The organism is Zoogloea sp., assembly GCF_041911615.1.
Taxonomy (GTDB): Bacteria; Pseudomonadota; Gammaproteobacteria; order Burkholderiales; family Rhodocyclaceae; genus Zoogloea.
Map to the genome: position 1 here is coordinate 13,782 of NZ_JAYROR010000031.1, position 16,706 is coordinate 30,487.

A 16,706-nucleotide genomic window follows, 5' to 3' on the forward strand; every position below is an offset into this window, starting at 1 on the left:
CGCCCGACTCCCCGACGAGACTCCGAACATGTCCTTTCCCGTGCTCTCCGCGCCTTCTTCCCCGCTGCCACTCGTCGAGCTGATGGGGCGCCTGTGCCTGGCCCAGATGGATGTGGCCCAGCGCCTTCAGTACCTGGCCTGTCGGCTGTCGGTGGGGCTGGCCGACAGCTGTCTGCGCCGGCAGTTGCTGCGACGCGACGATAGCTGCTGCGTGGCGGATCAGGTCGAGCTCGAGGAGCGCATCGCGCTGCTGATGGAGGCGGGCGGAGAGGGGCTGGTGACGATCCTCGGCGCCTTCATCGAGGAGCTGACTCAGGCCCACACCCAGTGCATCGAAGCCAGCTTCGCGGCGGCGGGGGTGGCGCCGGTGGCGCGCCTGTCGCACCTGCCGGGTGCGTCGCTGGCGCTGCGGGTGCCGGCTGCGGCGCGAGCCTTCAACGCAAGGGGATGACCACCGACGGCAGGCCGATGGTGATGGCCGGTCGGGCCGGGTAGGCGTACACCGGCGGCGGCGCATAGACGATCGGGCGTTCGTACACCACCTGCGGCGCGGCATAGACCGGAGCGGGGCCGTAGTATGCGGGCCCGCCGTGGCGATAGCGGTCGTGATGGTGAGGATGGCGGTAACGTTCGCCCCAGCCGTCGCCGCCCCAGCCGCCGCGGTCGTGGGCGCTGGCGGGCAGGGCTGCGCCGATGGCAAGGGTGCCGAGCACGGCGGCGGCAATCAGGTGGCGTGTCGAGCGCATGGTGGTTCTCCTCGTGGATCCCCGCAAGGCGGGCATGGCGGCGAGGATAGTCGCGCTGGTGGCGGCGTCGGACCGCGATGTGTAAGCAAACTTGCAGGGCGTGGTGCGGCCGCGGATGCCTCCGACGGCGCGTGCGGCGGGGTGCGACGCCGGTTGCGCCGGAACGCGCTTACATTTTGTCGTCGATCCGGTTGTCGGGACTGGCGTGCTGGGCGGCGATCAGACGGTCGCGCCAGCGGCCGATGGCGTCGGCCAGGGCGTCGTGGCTGATCGGTTTGGGCAGGTAGTCGTCCATGCCGGCGGCCAGGGCGGCGTCGCGTTCCTCGCTCATCGCGTCGGCGCTGACGCCGATGATGTGGGTCCGGTGGCCGGCCTCGCGCAGCCGGCGGGTGGCGGTGAGGCCGTCCATGCGCGGCATGCGCGCGTCCATGAAGATCAGGTCGAAGCTGCGTTCGCCGCACAGGGCGATGGCCGTTTCGCCGTCGCTGGCGAGGGCGATGTCGTGGGCGCCGAAGCGCTCGAGCATCCGCGAGATGACGGTGCAGTTGATCGGGTTGTCCTCGACGACGAGGATGCGCGTCGAACGGCGCAGGATCGGGCGCGCGGCGAGGCTGGGCGTGCTGCTTTCGCCGGCGCAGGGTTCGAGCTGGACGGTGAACCAGAACTGCGAGCCGGCGCCTTCGGTGCTGATGACGCCGATCTTGCCGTCCATCAGGCCGCACAGCATGCGGCAGATCGACAGGCCGAGGCCGGTGCCGCCGTAGCGTCGGGTGGTGGACATGTCGGCCTGCTCGAAGGGCGTGAAGATATGGCGGCACTTGTCGGCGGCGATGCCGATGCCGGTGTCGCGCACCGTGAAGCGCAGCCCGATCCGCCCCGGTGCGGATTCGCAAGCTTCGGCGAGGACGTCGATGCGCCCGCTGGCGGTGAATTTGAAGGCGTTGCCGACCAGATTGACCAGGATCTGGCGCAGGCGGTTGGGGTCGCCGAGGATGACGTGGGGCAGGCGCTCGTCGATGCGGGTGTCGAAGCCGAGGCCCTGGTCGCGGGCCTTGGGGCGGAACAGCTTGTCCACGTCGCCGACGAGCTGGCGCAGATCGAAGCCGATCTTTTCGAGGCTGAGCTTGCGGGCCTCGATCTTCGAGTAGTCGAGGATGTCGTTGATGATGCCGAGCAGGGCTTCGCTGCTCGACAGGATGGTGCCGATGTACTCGCGCTGCTCTTCGCTCTGGGGCGTCATCTGGAGCAGCTGGGCCATGCCGATGATGCCGTTCATCGGGGTGCGGATCTCGTGCGACATCATCGCCAGAAAGTCGCTCTTGGCGCGGCTGGCCGAGGTGGCGGCGTCACGGGCGGCGATCAGGGCTTGCTCGGCCTTGTGGCGTTCGGTGACGTCGGTGATGCAGAACACCCGGCCGATCACCTCCTCGTCGCGACGGGCGGGACGCGAGCTGGCCTCGAAGATGCGCCCGTCGCGCAGCGCCAGGGTGTCGAAGGTTTCGGTGAGGTGCTGGCTGTGGGCGGTGAGCAGGGTGAGCAGCGCGGCCGGCTCCTCGACGGCGTTGGCGAGGTGGTCGAGGATGGCGTCGTCGTCGTGGCGGGCGAGGAGGTCTTCGGGCAGCTGCCACAGGCCGGCGAGGCGGCGGTTCATGTTGACGATGCGGCCGTCGGCGTCGAGCACCAGGATGCCGTCGGCGGTGGCTTCGAGGGTGGCGCGCAGGCGCGAGCTCATCTCGGCGAGTTCGTCCTCGGCACGGCGCTGGGCGTCGATGTCGGTGGCGCGCACCAGGATGCCTTCGGGCACCCGGCGCACGCTCTTGCGGGCGCCGAGCAGGCTGCCGTCGGCGCACCGGTAGAGGCCTTCGAGGGTCTGTTCGTCGGTGCCGCCGCCGGCGCGGATCTCTTCCCAGAAAAAGACGTCGGCGAGGGCGCACTCGATCTCGGTGATCGGTTGCCCGACCAGCGCCTCGAGCGGGTAGCCGAGCAGGCGCGACGAGGCCGGGTTGGCGGCGAGGATGACGAGGCTGTCCGGATCGACGAGCAGCAGGATCTCGCCCGCGGCGGCCAGCAGCACGTCCTGGTAGCGGCTGCTCATGGCGTGCGTCCCTGCCGGGCGTCGGCGTCGAAGTAGTAGGTCACGCGCTTGCGCGGGCTCAGGTATTCGTAGACTTCGGGCGGCAGGTGGATCGGGCGCAGGGCCTTGGTGATGTTGATGTCGGGTTCCTGTTCGAGGTCGAGCATGATCGCCTCGTCGCGGGGGACGTCGGGGTCGAACACGGTGACCCACGGTCGCAGCGGCTTGACCGGGTTGACCGAGGAGACCAGCGCCAGGGCGTCGTTGGAGAGCTTGACCACCGAGCCGGGCGGATAGACCCCGAGGCTGCGGATCATCACCTGCAACGCCCGGGCGTCGAACTTGCCGCGCCGCTGGGCGAACATCATCGACAGGGCTTCATGGGGCGTCAGCGCCTTGGCGAGGTCGCTGGGGTTGCACAGGTTGTCGTAGTAATTGACCAGCGAGACGATGCGCGCCAGCGGGTCGATCTGATCGCCCTTGAGGTGCTTGGGGTAGCCGCTGCCGTCGGCCAGCTCGTGGTGCTGGGCGATGATGCGCAGCACGCCCTCGGGCAGGCCGATCTGCTTGCCCAGGCGCACACCGTAGTCGCAGTGCAGCTCGCGCAGGTGGCGCTCCGGGGTGGTCAGCTCGTGGCGCGCGCGGGCCACCCGCTCGGGAATGTCGGCAAGGCCGATGTCGTGGAGCAGCGCGCCGACGCCCAGCTGCTGGCTCTGGGGGCGGGTGAAGCCGAGTTCCTTGGCCAGCATCATCGACAGGATCGAGACGTTGAGGCCGTGGAAATAGGTTTCCTCGCCGGCGCTGTGCTCGCCCATCACGTGCAGTGCAACCTCGGGCTGGTCGAGAAAGGCGATGACCATCTGATTGACCAGCTCGTCCACTTCCTCGAGGCATTCCTTCGGGCGGGCGAACAGGTTCTTGTTGATGTTGCGCATCACCCCGGCGGCCTTGATGAAGGCCTTCTCGACTTCGATGACCTGGCGCTTGCGCTGGGCGAGGCGGGCGATGCGCTCGCGCTTGCTGGCGAGTGCCGCCGAGGTGGCGGGATCGTCGCCGACCGGCGGTGGCGGGGCGAGCGGTTCGAGGGCCGGGGCGAGGCCGCGCGGCTGGATGTCGGAGCGTTCGGGGTCGTAGCGGAAGCGGGTCACGCCCAGTTCGCGCAGCGTCTTCACCTGCTCGGCCGTGCGGATCTTGAAGCTGTTGAAGCTGAACGGATGGCTGAACCAGGGCAGGTCGAGGTGGACGAACAGGCCCACGCACAGTTGCTCCGGCGTGACGACAAAGTCCTGGGGCGGCGGGGTGGGCATCGGGCGGGAACGCAGGGGGGGGCGATATCCGCTTTTTCGGCGGCCCGCTCGGGAAGTTTAGCGGCGCGCAGCGAAGTTTGCGGCGCGTTGTGGCAAGGTTCACGCTTCCGTTCAGAAAGTCCGCCCATGCAGCTCGACATCACCGGCTGGATCGTCACCGCGATCGCCATTCTCCTTACCGGCATCTCCAAGTCGGGGCTCGGCGGTGCCCTGGGCGGACTGGCGGTGCCCTTCATGTCGATGTGGATGTCGCCGCGGGATGCGGTGGCGGTGATGCTGCCCGTGCTGATCGCGATGGACTTGTTCGGCATTCGCGCCTGGCGGGGCAAGGCCGACTGGGCGGAGCTGCGCATGCTCCTGCCGGCGGCGCTGGCGGGCATCGCGCTGGGGACGCTGGCCTTCGGCGCGATGTCGGACCGGATGGTGAAGGCCGCCGTGGGCGCGATCGCGGTGGCCTTCGCCCTCGATCGCCTGTTGCGCCGGGGGCGGCCGACGGGGCCGGGTGGGCCGTTGCGCGCCTTTGCGTGGCTGTGCGGCGGCGGTGCCGGCTTCACCAGCACGCTGGCCCATGCGGGCGGGCCGCCGGTGATGATCTACCTGCTGACCCGGCGCCTGCCCCGGGAGGCTTTTGCCGCCACGTCGGTGTTCTTCTTCGCGGCGATCAACCTGGCCAAACTGCCGTTTTACCTGGGGCTGGATCTGTTCAATCGCGACACGCTGACGATGTCGGCGATGTTGCTGCCGCTGGTGCCGCTCGGCGTGTGGCTGGGGATGCGCCTGCTGGCGCGCATCCCGGAGAAGCCGTTCTACCTGCTGGCCACGGCGGCGCTGGGGCTGTCGGGGGTCAAGCTGCTGTGGGACGCGGTGGTGGGCTGAGGGCCGCGCGGCCGCCTCGGCGCGGCGGTTCGAGCCAGCGCAGCATCGTCGCGAAGAGCCGTTCCGGATCGGCCGGTTTGGGGATGAAGTCGTCCATGCCGGCGTCGAGGCAGGCGCGGCGGTCTTCGTCGAAGGTGTTGGCGGTGATTGCGATGATCGGACAGCGGCCGATGTCGCCGGGGAGGCCACGGATGGCGCGGGTCGCGGCGAGGCCGTCCATGACCGGCATCTGGACGTCCATCAGGATCAGGTCGTAGGGCGTCGCGGAGGCCATCTGCACGGCTTCGGCGCCGTTCTGGGCCAGGTCGACCCGCAGGCCGAGCTCTTCGCACAGGAGTTCGAGGGTGACCGCCTGATTCACCCAGTCGTCCTCGACGAGCAGGATGCGCTTGTCGCGATGGGTGCTGCGCAGCCGCGTCTCGGCGTCGACGCGGGAGGGGGCGGCGTCCGGCGCGGCGTCGGCCGCCGGGGTGCCGACGCGCAGGGTGAGCCAGAAGGTGCTGCCGACGCCGGGGGTGCTGGTCACGCCGATGTCGCCACCCATCAGGCGCACCAGCCGCTGGCAGATGGGGAGCCCGAGGCCGGTGCCGCCGAAGCGCCGGGTGAGCGAGCCGTCGGCCTGCTCGAAGGGGCTGAAGATGCGGCGCTGGGCGTCGGCGGGGATGCCGACGCCGCTGTCCTCGACTTCGAGTCTGAGCAGGGCGCTGCCCGGTCGGGGTTCGGTGAGCGCGGCGCGGATGCCGATGTGGCCGGCGGCGGTGAACTTGATGGCATTCCCGACGATGTGCAGCAGCACCTGCTGCAGCCGCAGCGGGTCGCCGATCAGCGGCAGGCCGGCGAGCGTCGGCGGGATGTCGAGCCGGAGCGCGAGCCCCTTGCCCTGCAGGCTGGTGCCGGTGAGCTGGATGACCTTGCCGACGACCTCGTCGAGCGCGAAGCGGGTCTGCTCGATGGCGAGCTGCTCGGCGTCCATCCGCGCGAGTTCGAGGATGTCGTTGAGCAGTTGCAGCAGGTGGCTGGCGGCGGTGGAGATCTTGTCGAGCCGCTCGTGCTGGGCGGGGTCGGCGTTGTGGCGCGCGAGCAGGTGGGTGAGGCCGATGATGGCGTTCATCGGGGTGCGCAGCTCGTGGCTCATGTTGGCGAGGAAGCTGCTCTTGGCGCGGTTGGCGGTCTCGGCGGCCTCCTTGGCGAGCGACAGGTCGGCGGTGCGCGCGGCGACGAGTTCTTCGAGGTGGTCGCGGTGGCGCGTGAGTTCGGCCTCGGCGAGCTTGCGCTCGGTGATGTCGCGAACCGTGGCGTAGATGTAGTCCTGTCCGTCGGCGCTGACCCGGCTGGCGGTGATCGCGACATCCAGTTCGCGTCCGTCCTTGCGGCGGTGGATGGATTCGAAGCGCTCCGAGCCGGCGCTGTGAACGCGGCCCCGATGATCGTCCCAGACCGCCTGGGTAAACAGCGGGTCGATGTCGCTGACGCGACGGGCGGTGAGTTCGGTGGCGGTGAAGCCGAGCATGTCGCAGGCGGCCTGGTTGACCCGCACGATGTGACCGTCGGGGAGCATCCAGTAGGCGGCGTCGGCGGACTTGTCGATGGAGATCGTGGCCAGCGCCAGTTCGCGGTTCTTGGCGGCGAGATCGGCGGTCTGGGCGTCCACCAGGCGCTGGGTGATGGCGGTGCGGCCGCTCATGCCGAGGATCAGGATCTGCAGCAGGGCGGCGAACAGCAGGCCGATGACGCCCACGCCCCAGGCCACCCACGGCCGGTTGAGCGCCTGGTAGCGCTCGTCGGCGCTGATCTTGAGGCGCCATTCCCGATCGCCGAAGCGCAGCTTGCTCTCGAGCTGCAGGGGGGGCGGGTGGATGCCGTTGCTGGGGGGACTATCGTCGAGGTGATGGGTCTCGCCGATGGCGTAGGGGTCGATCAGCTCGACCGTCAGGCCGGGGGATTGGTCGGGGAGGATGGCGGCGTCGAGCAACTGGCCGATCCGGATCACCGCCACCGCGAAGCCCCGCAGCGGTTTGCCGGGGGCGCCGAGCTGGCGCACCGGCGCGAGCGCCAGCACCGAGACGCGCTGCTCCTGGACGAGACGGATCGGCGCGGTCACGGCGAGGCCGGATTCGCGCGGCATCGCCCGGCTGACGGCGTCCCAGCGGATCGCCTCGGAGGCGATGTCGAAGCCGATCGCGCGCATGTTGGTTTCCTGCGGCACGATGTAGGTGATCGGCACGTAGTGCTTGCGCCGACCGGCCGGCGTCAGGGTGCCGTCGGCGCCGAGTTCGGTGATCCGGAAGTCCGGACGTCCCAGCCCGGCGGCGAGGGTCTGCTCGAAACCGGACCGTTCGGCGTCGGGGACGAGGGCGTTGAAGCTGAGGGTGGAGACCTCGGGGTTGTCCTGGAGGATCGACAGGGTGAAGGCGTCGAACCGGCTCGAGGTGAGTTCCGGCGCGCTCTCGATGAAGCGGCGCAGCGACTGCAGGGCTTCCTGGTGGGCCAGCAGGCGGTCGGCGATGCGCTTGTGGATCTGGGCGCTGTCGGCCTGCAGGCGGTTTTCGCGGTTGGTGCGCTCCCACTGGGTGGTGACGTAGAAGGCGGTGCCCGTGAGCAGCAGGGTCAGCGTCATCGGCACCGCCAGGCGGCGACGGATCTGCCACAGGCGGCTCGAGCGGAGCAGGAAGCACAGGCCGAGGGGCGCCACGGTGAGCACCCCGAGGGTGTCGCCGACGAACCAGCTCCACCACGCGAAGGCCCGCGCCGGCGGTTCGAGCACCCCCGCCGCGGCCAGGCAGGCGATGCCGACCGAGGCGGATACCAGACAGGCCACGGGGCCGCCGAGCACCAGGAAGCGCAGCACCGTGGGCTCGTCCTCGAGGCTTTGCCAGCTGTCGCCCAGGCCGCGCCGGATCAGTGCCTGGCCGACCCAGGCCTGGGCCGTCGCCCCGCAGGCGATGCCCGCGGCCGCCAGCGTGTCGGTGGAGGAGACCGAGGCGTGATGGAGCGCGAGCAACAGGTGCAGGCCCACCGAGCCGAGCCAGATGCCGGGCAGGGCAGCGTTGCCGAAACACAGGGCGGCGGCGAGCGCCAGCCCCGCCGCCGGGAAGATCGGGCTGGCATATCCCTCGGCGATGGCGAACCCGACCCCGATCCGGCCCAGCACGATGTAAGCCAGACCGATCAACAGGCTGCGTACGACGCCGGAGGGGAGGGAGCGGGGAACGAACATGGTGGAGATGCGAGGGGCGAGGGAGATCTACGGCAGCCGGGTAACCTCCCTTTATACGACATCGCCGAAAAAACGCCGTGCGTTATTGCCGATGACGATGGATTTTCCGGCCAGGCTGGCGCCGGATGGGCGGGCGCGGCTTTGCCGCGCGGGGTCAGCGGGTCAGGCGTCCGCCGCGCTTGCGGGTGCCGACGCCGGCCATCGCCGCCAGACCGCTGCTGCCGTGGGCATGGCAGATCGCGCAGGCGAGGGCGTCGGCGGCGTCGGCCGATGGGCTCGCGTCGAGGGTGAGCAGGCGCTCGACCATGTGGCTGACCTGCTCCTTGGCGGCCTTGCCGTGGCCGACCACCGCCTGCTTGACCTGCAGTGCGGTGTATTCGGCCACCGGCAGGTCGCACGACACCGCGCCGCAGATCGCCGCGCCGCGGGCCTGACCCAGGAGCAGCGTGGATTGCGGGTTCACGTTCACGAAGACGATCTCCACCGCCACCTGGTCGGGCTGGTAGGTGGCGACCACCTGGCGCACGCCGTCGAGGATGACCTTGAGGCGCTCCGGCAGGCTGCCCTCGCCGCTCTTGATGACGCCGCTGGCCACGTAGCGCAGCTGGCTGCCGAGCTGGTCGATGACCCCGAAGCCGGTGTGGCGCAGCCCCGGGTCGATGCCCAGGATGCGCGTGGCGACGGTGGCGGAGGCCGCCCTCATTTGCGGGCCAGCCAGACGCCGAACACCGTCAGCCCCATGCCCGCCAGCGCCAGGCCGCCGAGGGTTTCGCCGAAGGCGGCCCAGGCGATCAGCGCGGTGGTCGGCGGGGTGAGGTAGAACAGGCTGGCGACGTTGACGGCGCTGCCGCTGCGGATCAGCAGGTTGAGCAGACTGATTGCGCCGACCGACAGCACCAGCACCAGCCACAGCAGCGCAAACACGAACTGACCGGACCACTGGATCGCCATCGTCTCGGTGTGCGCCGCGTACAGCGCCGACACCGCGAGGCAGGGCACGAACTGGACCACCGCGCCGGTGCGCAGGTCGAAGCGCGGGCAGAAGCGTTTCTGATAAAGCGTGCCGGCGGTGATGCCGACCAGCGCCAGCAGCGCCGGCACCAGCATCGGCGCGATGCCGGCCGCGCCCGACGCGGCCGCCACCTTCTGGAACACCACCAGCCCCACGCCCCCGAAACCCAGCACCAGCCCCGCCCACTGGCGCGGGGACACCTTCTCGCCCAGCAGCAGGCCGGCACCCAGGGCGGTGAGCAGCGGCTGCAGGCCCACGACCAGCGCCGCGATGCCCGCCGGCAGGCCGTGGTGGATCGACGAGAACACGCCACCGAGGTATACCGCATGCACCAGCAGGCCGGTGACGCCGATGTGCAGCCACTGGCGCGGCCCGGTCGGCCACGGGGCGCGGGTGGCCAGGGCGACCAGCCCCATCACCCCGATCACCAGCCCGTAGCGCACGCACAGGAAGGTGATCGGCTCGGCGTAGGGGAGGCCGTACTTGGCACCGATGAAACCGGTGCTCCAGAGCAGGACGAACAGGAAGGGGTAAAGACGGCTGGCGGTCGGGGTCACGAAAGGGCGGGAACGGTTCAGCGGGCCGGGTGGCGGGCGCGGTAGGTGCGGGTGGCCGCGGAGACGATGATCTGCACGTCGGCCGGCGGGATGTCGGGCAGTTGCTCGCGCACCACGCGGTAGGCGAGGTGTTCGAGCATCTGCCCGTTCCAGGCGTTATCCGGCGCGAAGAAGGGTTCGATGATGAGGTAGGCCTTGTCGACGAGTTCGCGCAGGGTGAAGTTCTTGCGGCGTTCGGGGGCGGTCATGGTGAGGCTCCGGGCAGTGGGATGATAACCCAGCGCTCAGGCCGGGTCGGGCCGGTGCGCGGGCGGGGCATACCAGTTATCGGGCGGCACGCGATTTTCTGTTGCCGGATCGGCGGGGTAGTGGGGTGACAGGATCTGCACGCCGTATTCGTTGAAGACGTCCTGGATGCTGGCGTGCAGGCGGGTGAGCAGCTCGGCGCCGGGCGGCCTCGGTGAGCATCGCGCCCACCTGATGCCAGGGCGTGTCGTAGCCGATGGTCAGGGTGGTGTCGAGCATGAAGCCGCGACCCGCCCGGGTGCGTGAGTGCATGAGGATCAACCCGGCGGCGCCCTGGCCGACGATGCTCGATGCGCCCAGGAGGGCGTCGCCGAAGCGCACGATCCTGCGGTTCATCACCAACAGGTCGGCTTCGTCGGGTGGTGGCGCACCGCTGACGGGCGTGGGACGCGGCCTGGGCCAGCTCGCCCGGAAAGGCGCCGAAGAGGGCGCAGCGACGCAGTGCGAAGCGGGCGACGGGCATGGCGGTCGCCCAGACGGGGCAGGCCGATATCGTGAGCGCCGCATGGGGTGGGGGCGGCCGCGTCCGCTTGTGCTTTGGCGTCAGATCGGCGAAAACAGCGGCCTGGCCCGCCCACCCCGACGAGGAGCTGCAACCGATGGCCCTGTGGCTGATGAAATCCGAACCCGACGACGTCTCCATCGACGATCTTGAACGCCGCCCCGCGCAGTGCGTGCCGTGGTACGGCGTGCGCAACTACCAGGCGCGCAACTTCATGCGCGACGCGATGCAGATCGGCGACGGGGTGCTGTTCTACCACTCCGGCTGCGCCGAGCCGGGCGTTGCCGGGATCGCCCGCGTGGCGAGCCTGGCCTACCCGGATGCCACCCAGTTCGACCCGGCGAGCCCGTACTTCGATCCCAAGTCCTCACCCGACGCCCCGCGCTGGGTGCATGTGGACGTGGCTTTCGTGCGCAAGACGCGGCTCGTGGGTTTGCCCGAATTGCGCCGCCACCCGGAACTCGCCACCATGCGCGTCCTCGCCCGCGGCAACCGGCTGTCGATCACGCCGGTCGAGCCGGCGGAATGGCGCTTCATCGTCGGGCAGCTGCTCGGCGCAACGGATCTTCAGGACTGGAAATGAACATCGGAACCGAATGGCTGGTCGCCTATCTCGCGCTGGGCGCCTTTGTCGGATTCTTCGCCGGGCTGCTCGGCGTCGGCGGCGGCGCGATCATGGTGCCGATGCTCACCACGCTGTTCGCCGCCCAGGGGTTTCCGAAGGCGCACATGGTGCATCTGGCGCTGGGCACCTCGATGGCCGGCATCGTGATCACCTCGATCTCCAGCCTGCGCGCCCACCACGCCCACGGCGCGGTGCGCTGGGACATCGTGCGCGGCATCGCCCCCGGCGTGCTGGCGGGCACTTTTGCTGGCACCTTTGTCGCGTCGCGCGCGCCCACCCAGCCGCTGGCGATCTTCTTCGCCTGTTTTACCGCCTACGTGGCGGTGCAGATGATCCTGAACAAGAAGCCCAAGCCCACCCGCGAGCTGCCTGGAACCGCCGGGTTGATCGGCGTGGGCGGGGTGATCGGCGCGATCTCGTCGCTGGTGGCGATCGGCGGCGGCTCGCTGTCGGTGCCCTTCATGACCTGGTGCAACGTCAAGGTGCATAACGCCATCGGCACTTCGGCCGCCATCGGTCTGCCCATCGCCGTGGCCGGCGCGTTGGGCTACCTGATCAATGGCTGGCACGTGGGCGGGCTGCCCGAATGGAGCGTGGGCTACGTCTATCTGCCGGCCCTGGTGCTGCTGAGCCTGCTCTCCAGCGTCACCGCGCCGATCGGCGCCCGCCTGGCGCACACCTTGCCGGTGGCCACTCTCAAGAAGATCTTCGCCGGTGTGCTGGTGCTGTTGTCGGCGAAGATGCTGCACACCGTGCTGGCGGGCTGAGTTCAGCCGAAGAAGCGGCGCAGGCTGCGGGAGAGCCAGCCGCCCTCGTGCTTTTCTTCGGCCAGGGCCTTCATCTTGGGCCGGACGGCGCCCACGTAGGCGTGATCGTCGTGCCGGATATGGCTGAACAGCCAGCGGTGGAGCAGCGCGTGGAGCTCGTGGGCGATGTCGTCCCCGCGCTTGAGGCGTTCCTGGAAACCCGCCACCCGGCGCACGAAGAGTTCGTGCACCTTCTTGTGTCCGCGCACGAATTCGTAGCCCGCGTCCTCCATCAGGCATTCCTCGAACGCGAAGTGGGAAAGCGTGTATTCGACGAGATCGTCCACGACGCCGATGGTGGCCGCGCGGTCGGCGTGCTGCCGGGCGTCGTGCAGGCGGTTGATGAAATCCATGATCTGCTTGTGCTGATTGTCAATTTCGTTGATGCCGGTATCCAGATCCCGGGACCAGGTCAGGTATGCCATTGGAGCCTCATGTCTTGATGCCACCCGTAAAGTACAAAGGCCGCCTGCAGCCCCGGGTGTGGGGTGCGGCGGCCTGGGACAGGTCGCGTGGGGGAAGGTGCGAACGACACCTCTCAGGGTGCTGATGGCATATGGTAAAAGATTGTGACCGGTTTGTCTGTGCCTGCCCCGAAACGGGGTGTCAGCGCCCCGCGAAGACCGGCGCGCGCTTGTTCAGGAAGGCATCCAGCCCTTCCTTGTAGTCGTCGGTGGCGAGGAAATCGAACGCGGCGCGCTTTTCCTCGGCGGTGAGCGGCGTGCCGGTCATCAGACGATGTACCCACTGCTTGTGCCAGCGCGCCACCAGCGGCGCGCCCTTGACGATGCGGGCCACCGTGGCCAGGGCTTCCTTTTCTACCTCCTCGTCGTCCACGACGCGGGTCAGCAGCCCTTTCGCCATCGCTTCGCGGGCGCCCAGGATGCGCCCTTCGAGCAGGATCTCCAGCAGGACCGCCGGGCCGACCAGCGCCAGCAGACCGGCCATTTCGCCCGGGTACATCGAAAAGCCCAGCTTGTTGATCGGCGCACCGAAGCGGCTCGTCTCGCCGGCGATGCGGATGTCGCAGCAGCCGGCGATCTCCAGCCCGCCGCCGACACAGGCGCCCCGGATCATCGCCACGGTGGGCACCGGGCAGGCCCGGATCGCGTCGAGGGCGGCGGCGACGAGCGCCTCGTGGTAATGCAGTGCGTCATCGACGGTGGCGCGCACGGTGAGGAATTCCTCGATGTCGCCGCCCGCCGCGAACGCCTTGTCGCCAGCGCCGCGCAGGATCACGCAGCGCAGGTCGGGATCGGCGTTGAGCTGGCGCATCCGGCTTTCGAGGGCGCGCCACATGCCGGCATCGACAGCGTTGAGTTTGTCGGGATTCGAGAGGCTCAGGGTGGCGACGCCAGCGTGCTGGCTAAAGAGGATTTCACCGGGCATGGCAGGGAAGTTCCGTGGTGGGGAAAGTGGATAAAATTTTCTGATGGATGGTCAAAAAAATTTCCATACTGGACGGTATGGGGTCTTTTATATGTTATATCATGCGGTTGGGCGTTGTATTGGCGCGGCTTCGCCCTGCAAAAAGCAGTCAAAACAATAAGCCGTCTTGTCGCGCACGGTTCCAACAGGCAGTTCGCGCCGGAACCTCTATGACTTTCCAGGGAGGGAAATCATGTCTAGCAACTCGTCCCAGAGTGCGGTTTATGCCCGCATTCGACGCAACCCGCGTTTTGCCGAGCTGGTCGCCAAGCGCACCAGCTTCGCGACCGTCCTGTCGGTGATCGTCCTGACGATCTTCTACGGATTCTTCATGGTCGTGGCCTTCAAGCCGCAACTCATCGGCCAGCGTCTCTCCGAAGGCTCCTACCTCACCGTGGGCATCGCTTTCGAACTGTTCATGTTCATCTTCTTCTGGGTGCTCACCGCGGTTTACGTGAAGCGCGCCAACGGCGAGTTCGACGCGATCACCGCCGAGATCGTCCGTGATGCATCCAAGGAGGTGAAATAAATGCTGTCCCGTCTGAACCTTGCACTGCTGGCGCTGCTCGCGCCGGCGCTGTCCTTCGCCGGTGATGCGATTTCCGCCACCGAGAAGCAGCCCCTCAACCTGCACGCGATCGGGATGTTCGTCCTGTTCGTCGGCATGACCCTGTTCATCACCAAGTGGGCGGCCGGCCGCACCAAGTCGGCGGCGGACTTCTACACCGCCGGCGGTGGCATCACCGGCTTCCAGAACGGCCTCGCGATCGCCGGCGACTACATGTCGGCCGCCACGCTGCTGGGTCTCACCGCGCTGGTCTACACCAAGGGCGTCGATGGCTACATCTACATGATCGCCTTCTTCGCCGGCTGGCCCATCATCCTGTTCCTGATGGCCGAGCGCCTGCGCAACCTCGGCAAGTTCACCTTTGCCGACATCACTTCCTACCGCCTCAACCAGGGCAAGGTGCGCACGATGGCGGCGGTTTCGTCGCTGACCGTGGTGTGCTTCTACCTGGTGGCGCAGATGGTCGGTGCCGGTCAGCTCATCAAGCTGCTGTTCGGCCTCGATTACACCATCGCGCTGTTCGTGGTCGGCGCGCTGATGATGGTGTACGTGACCTTCGGCGGCATGGTCGCCACCACCTGGGTGCAGATCATCAAGGCCTGCATGCTGCTTGCCGGCGGCACGCTGGTGATGATCCTGGCGATGTCCCAATTCGGCTTCAGCTTCGAGAATCTGATGACCCAGGCCATCTCGGTGCATAGCCTCGGCGAGAAGATCCTGTTCCCGGGTTCGCTGCTGCCGGATCCGGTCACCGCGCTGTCGCTGGGCCTCGGCCTGATGTTCGGCACCGCGGGTCTGCCGCACATCCTGATGCGCTTCTTCACCGTGACCAACGCCAAGGAAGCCCGCAAGTCGGTGCTCTACGCGTCCGGCTTCGTCGCCTACTTCTTCAACGTCATCCTGCTGATGGGCCTGGCTGCCATCATCATCGTCGGCCAGAACCCCGAGTTCTTCGAAGGCGGCAAGATCGGCGGCAAGATCATCGGCGGCGGCAACATGGTTGCGATGCACCTGGCCAAGGCCGTGGGCGGCAACCTGTTGCTGGGCTTCCTGTCTGCCGTGGCCTTCGCCACCATCCTGGCGGTGGTGTCCGGCCTGGCGCTGGCCGGTGCCGCGTCGATCTCCCACGACATCTACGCCCGCGTGATCCGCAAGGGCAAGGCCACCGAGACCGAAGAGCTGCGTGTCTCCAAGCTCTCGTCGGTGGCGCTCGGCATCGTCGCGATCGTGCTCGGCATCGCCTTCGAGAAGATGAACGTGGCGTTCATGGTGGCGCTGGCCTTCGGCATCGCCGCGTCCGCCAACTTCCCGGTGCTGATCCTGTCGATGTACTGGAGGGGGCTGACCACCCGTGGCGCCGTGCTCGGCGGCTACGTCGGCCTGGTCGCTGCGGTGCTGTTCGTGCTGTTCTCCAAGTCGGTGTGGGTCACCGTGCTGGGTAATGCCCAGGCGCTGTTCCCCTACGACCAGCCGGCCCTGTTCTCCATGCCGCTGGCTTTCCTGGTGACCATCGTCGTGTCCCTGCTCGACAACAGCGATGAAGCCAAGGCCGAACGCGCCGCGTTCGAAGACCAGTACGTGCGTGCGCAGACCGGTTTTGGCGCTGCAGAGGCGTCCAGCCACTGAGTGCCATGTCACCCTGTGCGGCGGTGCCCTGCGGGGTGCCGCCCAATAAAAAAAACCCGCCGGGGCGACCTGGCGGGTTTTTTTTATGGCCTGCAGACGGCGTGGCGGTTGCCGTGTCAGGCGGTGCTTTCCTTGCGGACGGCGATCTTGGCAAGCGCGCGACGGCCGCTGGAAATGTGTTCGCGCATGGCCTTTTCGATGCTGTCGCCGTCCCGGCGTGCAAGCGCGTCGAGGATCAGGCGGTGCTCTGCCAGGGATTGCTCCAGCCGCCCTTCGCTGAACAGCGAGTGGTGGCGCGACAGCTTGATGACCTTGCGCAGGTCGGTGATGGTCTGGGTGAGCCAGCGGTTGTCGGCGATGAGCTGCACTTCCTGGTGGAAGGTCTGGTTGGCGTCGAAGAAGCCGTCGATGTCCTTGGCGGCGGCGGCCCGTTCGAGCTCGTCGTGGATGCCCTTGAGGCGCGCCAGATCCTCGTTAGTTGCCTTGCGCGCGGTATCGACGGCGCACTGGCCTTCGAGCAGCGCGAGCACGGTGAAGATCTCGTCCAGATCGCGTTCCGAAATTTCCGTCACGTAGCAGCCGCGGCGCGGCTTGAGCGTCACCAGCCCCTCGGCGGCGAGAACCTTCAGCGCTTCCCGCAGCGGGGTGCGGGAGATGCCGTAGGCGGCGGCCAGGGCCTGCTCGTCCACCCAGGTGCCGGGCGGCAGTTCGTGGGCAAAGATGCGTTGACGCAGGCGTTCGGCGACTTCCTGGTAAAGGGCGAGGGGGGCGATGCGGCCTGCGTTCATGGGCGAGGGTGACGGATTGGTGATCGGGTTGGCTTCGGGTATTGCATCCATAATTATGGATAAAGTATTATCACGTGGATAGCAAGTCAAGTTCCTGCGCAGGCATCAACCTTGTTGAAGCCCGGGGTTTCGGCCGTCCGGGTTTGAAAAAAACAGAGGGAGGGAGAAAATTGCCCGCGCAGGGCACGGCAACCGGCCGTGACCAGGGGTCACGGCCGGTCCTGTCGTCATCAAAACAAATCGGGAGCCGTCCGGCGGCTCCGCTACG

Annotated in this window: 17 protein-coding genes; 6 read left to right on the forward strand and 11 right to left on the reverse strand. The window is 68.1% G+C overall.

Features of this window, described 5'->3' with window-relative positions; genetic code table 11:
• The first annotated feature begins 28 nt into the window (after positions 1-28).
• Positions 29-451, forward strand: a complete 423-nt coding sequence (locus ACE3P2_RS03540; RefSeq protein ID WP_374261098.1) for a hypothetical protein — start codon at positions 29-31, stop codon at positions 449-451.
• Here ACE3P2_RS03540 and ACE3P2_RS03545 read toward each other — a convergent pair.
• The 3 genes from ACE3P2_RS03545 to ACE3P2_RS03555 form a co-directional block, all read right to left on the reverse strand.
• Positions 435-746 carry a hypothetical protein gene (locus tag ACE3P2_RS03545; RefSeq protein ID WP_374261100.1) on the reverse strand — a complete coding sequence of 104 codons (312 nt, stop codon included), beginning with the start codon at positions 744-746 and terminating at the stop codon, positions 435-437. The genes ACE3P2_RS03540 and ACE3P2_RS03545 overlap by 17 nt on opposite strands.
• A gap of 169 nt (positions 747-915) precedes the next feature.
• A complete protein-coding gene (locus ACE3P2_RS03550) occupies positions 916-2,841 on the reverse strand; it encodes a response regulator (RefSeq protein WP_374261102.1) in 1,926 nt (641 codons plus the stop codon).
• The gene (locus tag ACE3P2_RS03555) at positions 2,838-4,127 is read right to left on the reverse strand and encodes an HD-GYP domain-containing protein (RefSeq protein ID WP_374261104.1); all 1,290 of its coding nucleotides are present in this window, start codon (positions 4,125-4,127) and stop codon (positions 2,838-2,840) included. The genes ACE3P2_RS03550 and ACE3P2_RS03555 overlap by 4 nt, the downstream gene beginning before the upstream one ends.
• 126 nt (positions 4,128-4,253) lie before the next feature.
• Between ACE3P2_RS03555 and ACE3P2_RS03560 the strand changes: the two genes are divergently transcribed.
• Positions 4,254-5,003, forward strand: coding sequence for a sulfite exporter TauE/SafE family protein (locus tag ACE3P2_RS03560; protein WP_374261106.1), 750 nt, complete (start codon positions 4,254-4,256; stop codon positions 5,001-5,003).
• Here ACE3P2_RS03560 and ACE3P2_RS03565 read toward each other — a convergent pair.
• The 5 genes from ACE3P2_RS03565 to ACE3P2_RS03585 all read right to left on the reverse strand — a co-directional run bounded on the left by ACE3P2_RS03565 (position 4,972) and on the right by ACE3P2_RS03585 (position 10,431).
• A complete protein-coding gene (locus ACE3P2_RS03565) occupies positions 4,972-8,220 on the reverse strand; it encodes a CHASE domain-containing protein (protein ID WP_374261108.1) in 3,249 nt (1,082 codons plus the stop codon). The two genes, ACE3P2_RS03560 and ACE3P2_RS03565, sit on opposite strands and share 32 nt — an antisense overlap.
• A 154-nt stretch (positions 8,221-8,374) precedes the next feature.
• Entirely contained in the window at positions 8,375-8,923 is a 549-nt protein-coding gene (gene ruvC, locus ACE3P2_RS03570; RefSeq protein ID WP_374261111.1) for a crossover junction endodeoxyribonuclease RuvC, read from the reverse strand.
• Positions 8,920-9,789, reverse strand: coding sequence for a DMT family transporter (locus ACE3P2_RS03575; protein WP_374261113.1), 870 nt, complete (start codon positions 9,787-9,789; stop codon positions 8,920-8,922). Before ACE3P2_RS03575 ends, ruvC begins: the two co-directional genes overlap by 4 nt.
• 17 nt (positions 9,790-9,806) lie before the next feature.
• A complete protein-coding gene (locus tag ACE3P2_RS03580; protein WP_374261116.1) occupies positions 9,807-10,037 on the reverse strand; it encodes a hypothetical protein in 231 nt (76 codons plus the stop codon).
• A gap of 76 nt (positions 10,038-10,113) precedes the next feature.
• Positions 10,114-10,431, reverse strand: coding sequence for a hypothetical protein (locus tag ACE3P2_RS03585; protein ID WP_374261118.1), 318 nt, complete (start codon positions 10,429-10,431; stop codon positions 10,114-10,116).
• Between the two features lie 263 nt (positions 10,432-10,694).
• Here ACE3P2_RS03585 and ACE3P2_RS03590 point away from each other — a divergent pair, with 263 nt between their 5' ends.
• Both ACE3P2_RS03590 and ACE3P2_RS03595 read left to right on the forward strand, forming a co-directional pair.
• The gene (locus ACE3P2_RS03590) at positions 10,695-11,180 is read left to right on the forward strand and encodes an EVE domain-containing protein (protein WP_374261120.1); all 486 of its coding nucleotides are present in this window, start codon (positions 10,695-10,697) and stop codon (positions 11,178-11,180) included.
• On the forward strand, positions 11,177-11,989 hold the full coding sequence (locus tag ACE3P2_RS03595) for a sulfite exporter TauE/SafE family protein (RefSeq protein WP_374261123.1): 813 nt from the start codon (positions 11,177-11,179) through the stop codon (positions 11,987-11,989). The genes ACE3P2_RS03590 and ACE3P2_RS03595 overlap by 4 nt, the downstream gene beginning before the upstream one ends.
• Before the next feature lie 2 nt (positions 11,990-11,991).
• Here ACE3P2_RS03595 and ACE3P2_RS03600 read toward each other — a convergent pair whose 3' ends face one another.
• A complete protein-coding gene (locus ACE3P2_RS03600) occupies positions 11,992-12,453 on the reverse strand; it encodes a bacteriohemerythrin (RefSeq protein ID WP_374261126.1) in 462 nt (153 codons plus the stop codon).
• A gap of 181 nt (positions 12,454-12,634) precedes the next feature.
• A complete protein-coding gene (locus tag ACE3P2_RS03605; protein WP_374261128.1) occupies positions 12,635-13,417 on the reverse strand; it encodes an enoyl-CoA hydratase/isomerase family protein in 783 nt (260 codons plus the stop codon).
• Positions 13,418-13,649: 232 nt separating this feature from the next.
• On the opposite strand from ACE3P2_RS03605, the gene ACE3P2_RS03610 reads away from it, so the two are divergent.
• Entirely contained in the window at positions 13,650-13,985 is a 336-nt protein-coding gene (locus ACE3P2_RS03610) for a DUF485 domain-containing protein (RefSeq protein WP_374261131.1), read from the forward strand.
• The gene (locus tag ACE3P2_RS03615; RefSeq protein ID WP_374261133.1) at positions 13,986-15,650 is read left to right on the forward strand and encodes a cation acetate symporter; all 1,665 of its coding nucleotides are present in this window, start codon (positions 13,986-13,988) and stop codon (positions 15,648-15,650) included.
• Between the two features lie 116 nt (positions 15,651-15,766).
• Here the strand turns inward: ACE3P2_RS03615 and ACE3P2_RS03620 are convergent, their stop codons facing one another.
• Positions 15,767-16,438 (reverse strand): GntR family transcriptional regulator, encoded by a 672-nt coding sequence (locus tag ACE3P2_RS03620; protein WP_374261136.1) that lies wholly within the window; start codon positions 16,436-16,438, stop codon positions 15,767-15,769.
• Between the last annotated feature and the right edge of the window lie 268 nt (positions 16,439-16,706).

What these genes read in the sequence shown, in the direction of transcription:
- ACE3P2_RS03540 (WP_374261098.1), top strand. Translation starts at nt 29, where the DNA reads ATGTCCTTTCCCGTGCTCTCCGCGCCTTCTTCCCCGCTGCCACTCGTC.
- ACE3P2_RS03545 (WP_374261100.1), bottom strand. Translation starts at nt 746, where the DNA reads ATGCGCTCGACACGCCACCTGATTGCCGCCGCCGTGCTCGGCACCCTT.
- ACE3P2_RS03550 (WP_374261102.1), bottom strand. Translation starts at nt 2,841, where the DNA reads ATGAGCAGCCGCTACCAGGACGTGCTGCTGGCCGCCGCGGGCGAGATC.
- ACE3P2_RS03555 (WP_374261104.1), bottom strand. Translation starts at nt 4,127, where the DNA reads ATGCCCACCCCGCCGCCCCAGGACTTTGTCGTCACGCCGGAGCAACTG.
- ACE3P2_RS03560 (WP_374261106.1), top strand. Translation starts at nt 4,254, where the DNA reads ATGCAGCTCGACATCACCGGCTGGATCGTCACCGCGATCGCCATTCTC.
- ACE3P2_RS03565 (WP_374261108.1), bottom strand. Translation starts at nt 8,220, where the DNA reads ATGTTCGTTCCCCGCTCCCTCCCCTCCGGCGTCGTACGCAGCCTGTTG.
- ruvC (WP_374261111.1), bottom strand. Translation starts at nt 8,923, where the DNA reads ATGAGGGCGGCCTCCGCCACCGTCGCCACGCGCATCCTGGGCATCGAC.
- ACE3P2_RS03580 (WP_374261116.1), bottom strand. Translation starts at nt 10,037, where the DNA reads ATGACCGCCCCCGAACGCCGCAAGAACTTCACCCTGCGCGAACTCGTC.
- ACE3P2_RS03585 (WP_374261118.1), bottom strand. Translation starts at nt 10,431, where the DNA reads ATGAACCGCAGGATCGTGCGCTTCGGCGACGCCCTCCTGGGCGCATCG.
- ACE3P2_RS03590 (WP_374261120.1), top strand. Translation starts at nt 10,695, where the DNA reads ATGGCCCTGTGGCTGATGAAATCCGAACCCGACGACGTCTCCATCGAC.
- ACE3P2_RS03595 (WP_374261123.1), top strand. Translation starts at nt 11,177, where the DNA reads ATGAACATCGGAACCGAATGGCTGGTCGCCTATCTCGCGCTGGGCGCC.
- ACE3P2_RS03600 (WP_374261126.1), bottom strand. Translation starts at nt 12,453, where the DNA reads ATGGCATACCTGACCTGGTCCCGGGATCTGGATACCGGCATCAACGAA.
- ACE3P2_RS03605 (WP_374261128.1), bottom strand. Translation starts at nt 13,417, where the DNA reads ATGCCCGGTGAAATCCTCTTTAGCCAGCACGCTGGCGTCGCCACCCTG.
- ACE3P2_RS03610 (WP_374261131.1), top strand. Translation starts at nt 13,650, where the DNA reads ATGTCTAGCAACTCGTCCCAGAGTGCGGTTTATGCCCGCATTCGACGC.
- ACE3P2_RS03615 (WP_374261133.1), top strand. Translation starts at nt 13,986, where the DNA reads ATGCTGTCCCGTCTGAACCTTGCACTGCTGGCGCTGCTCGCGCCGGCG.
- ACE3P2_RS03620 (WP_374261136.1), bottom strand. Translation starts at nt 16,438, where the DNA reads ATGAACGCAGGCCGCATCGCCCCCCTCGCCCTTTACCAGGAAGTCGCC.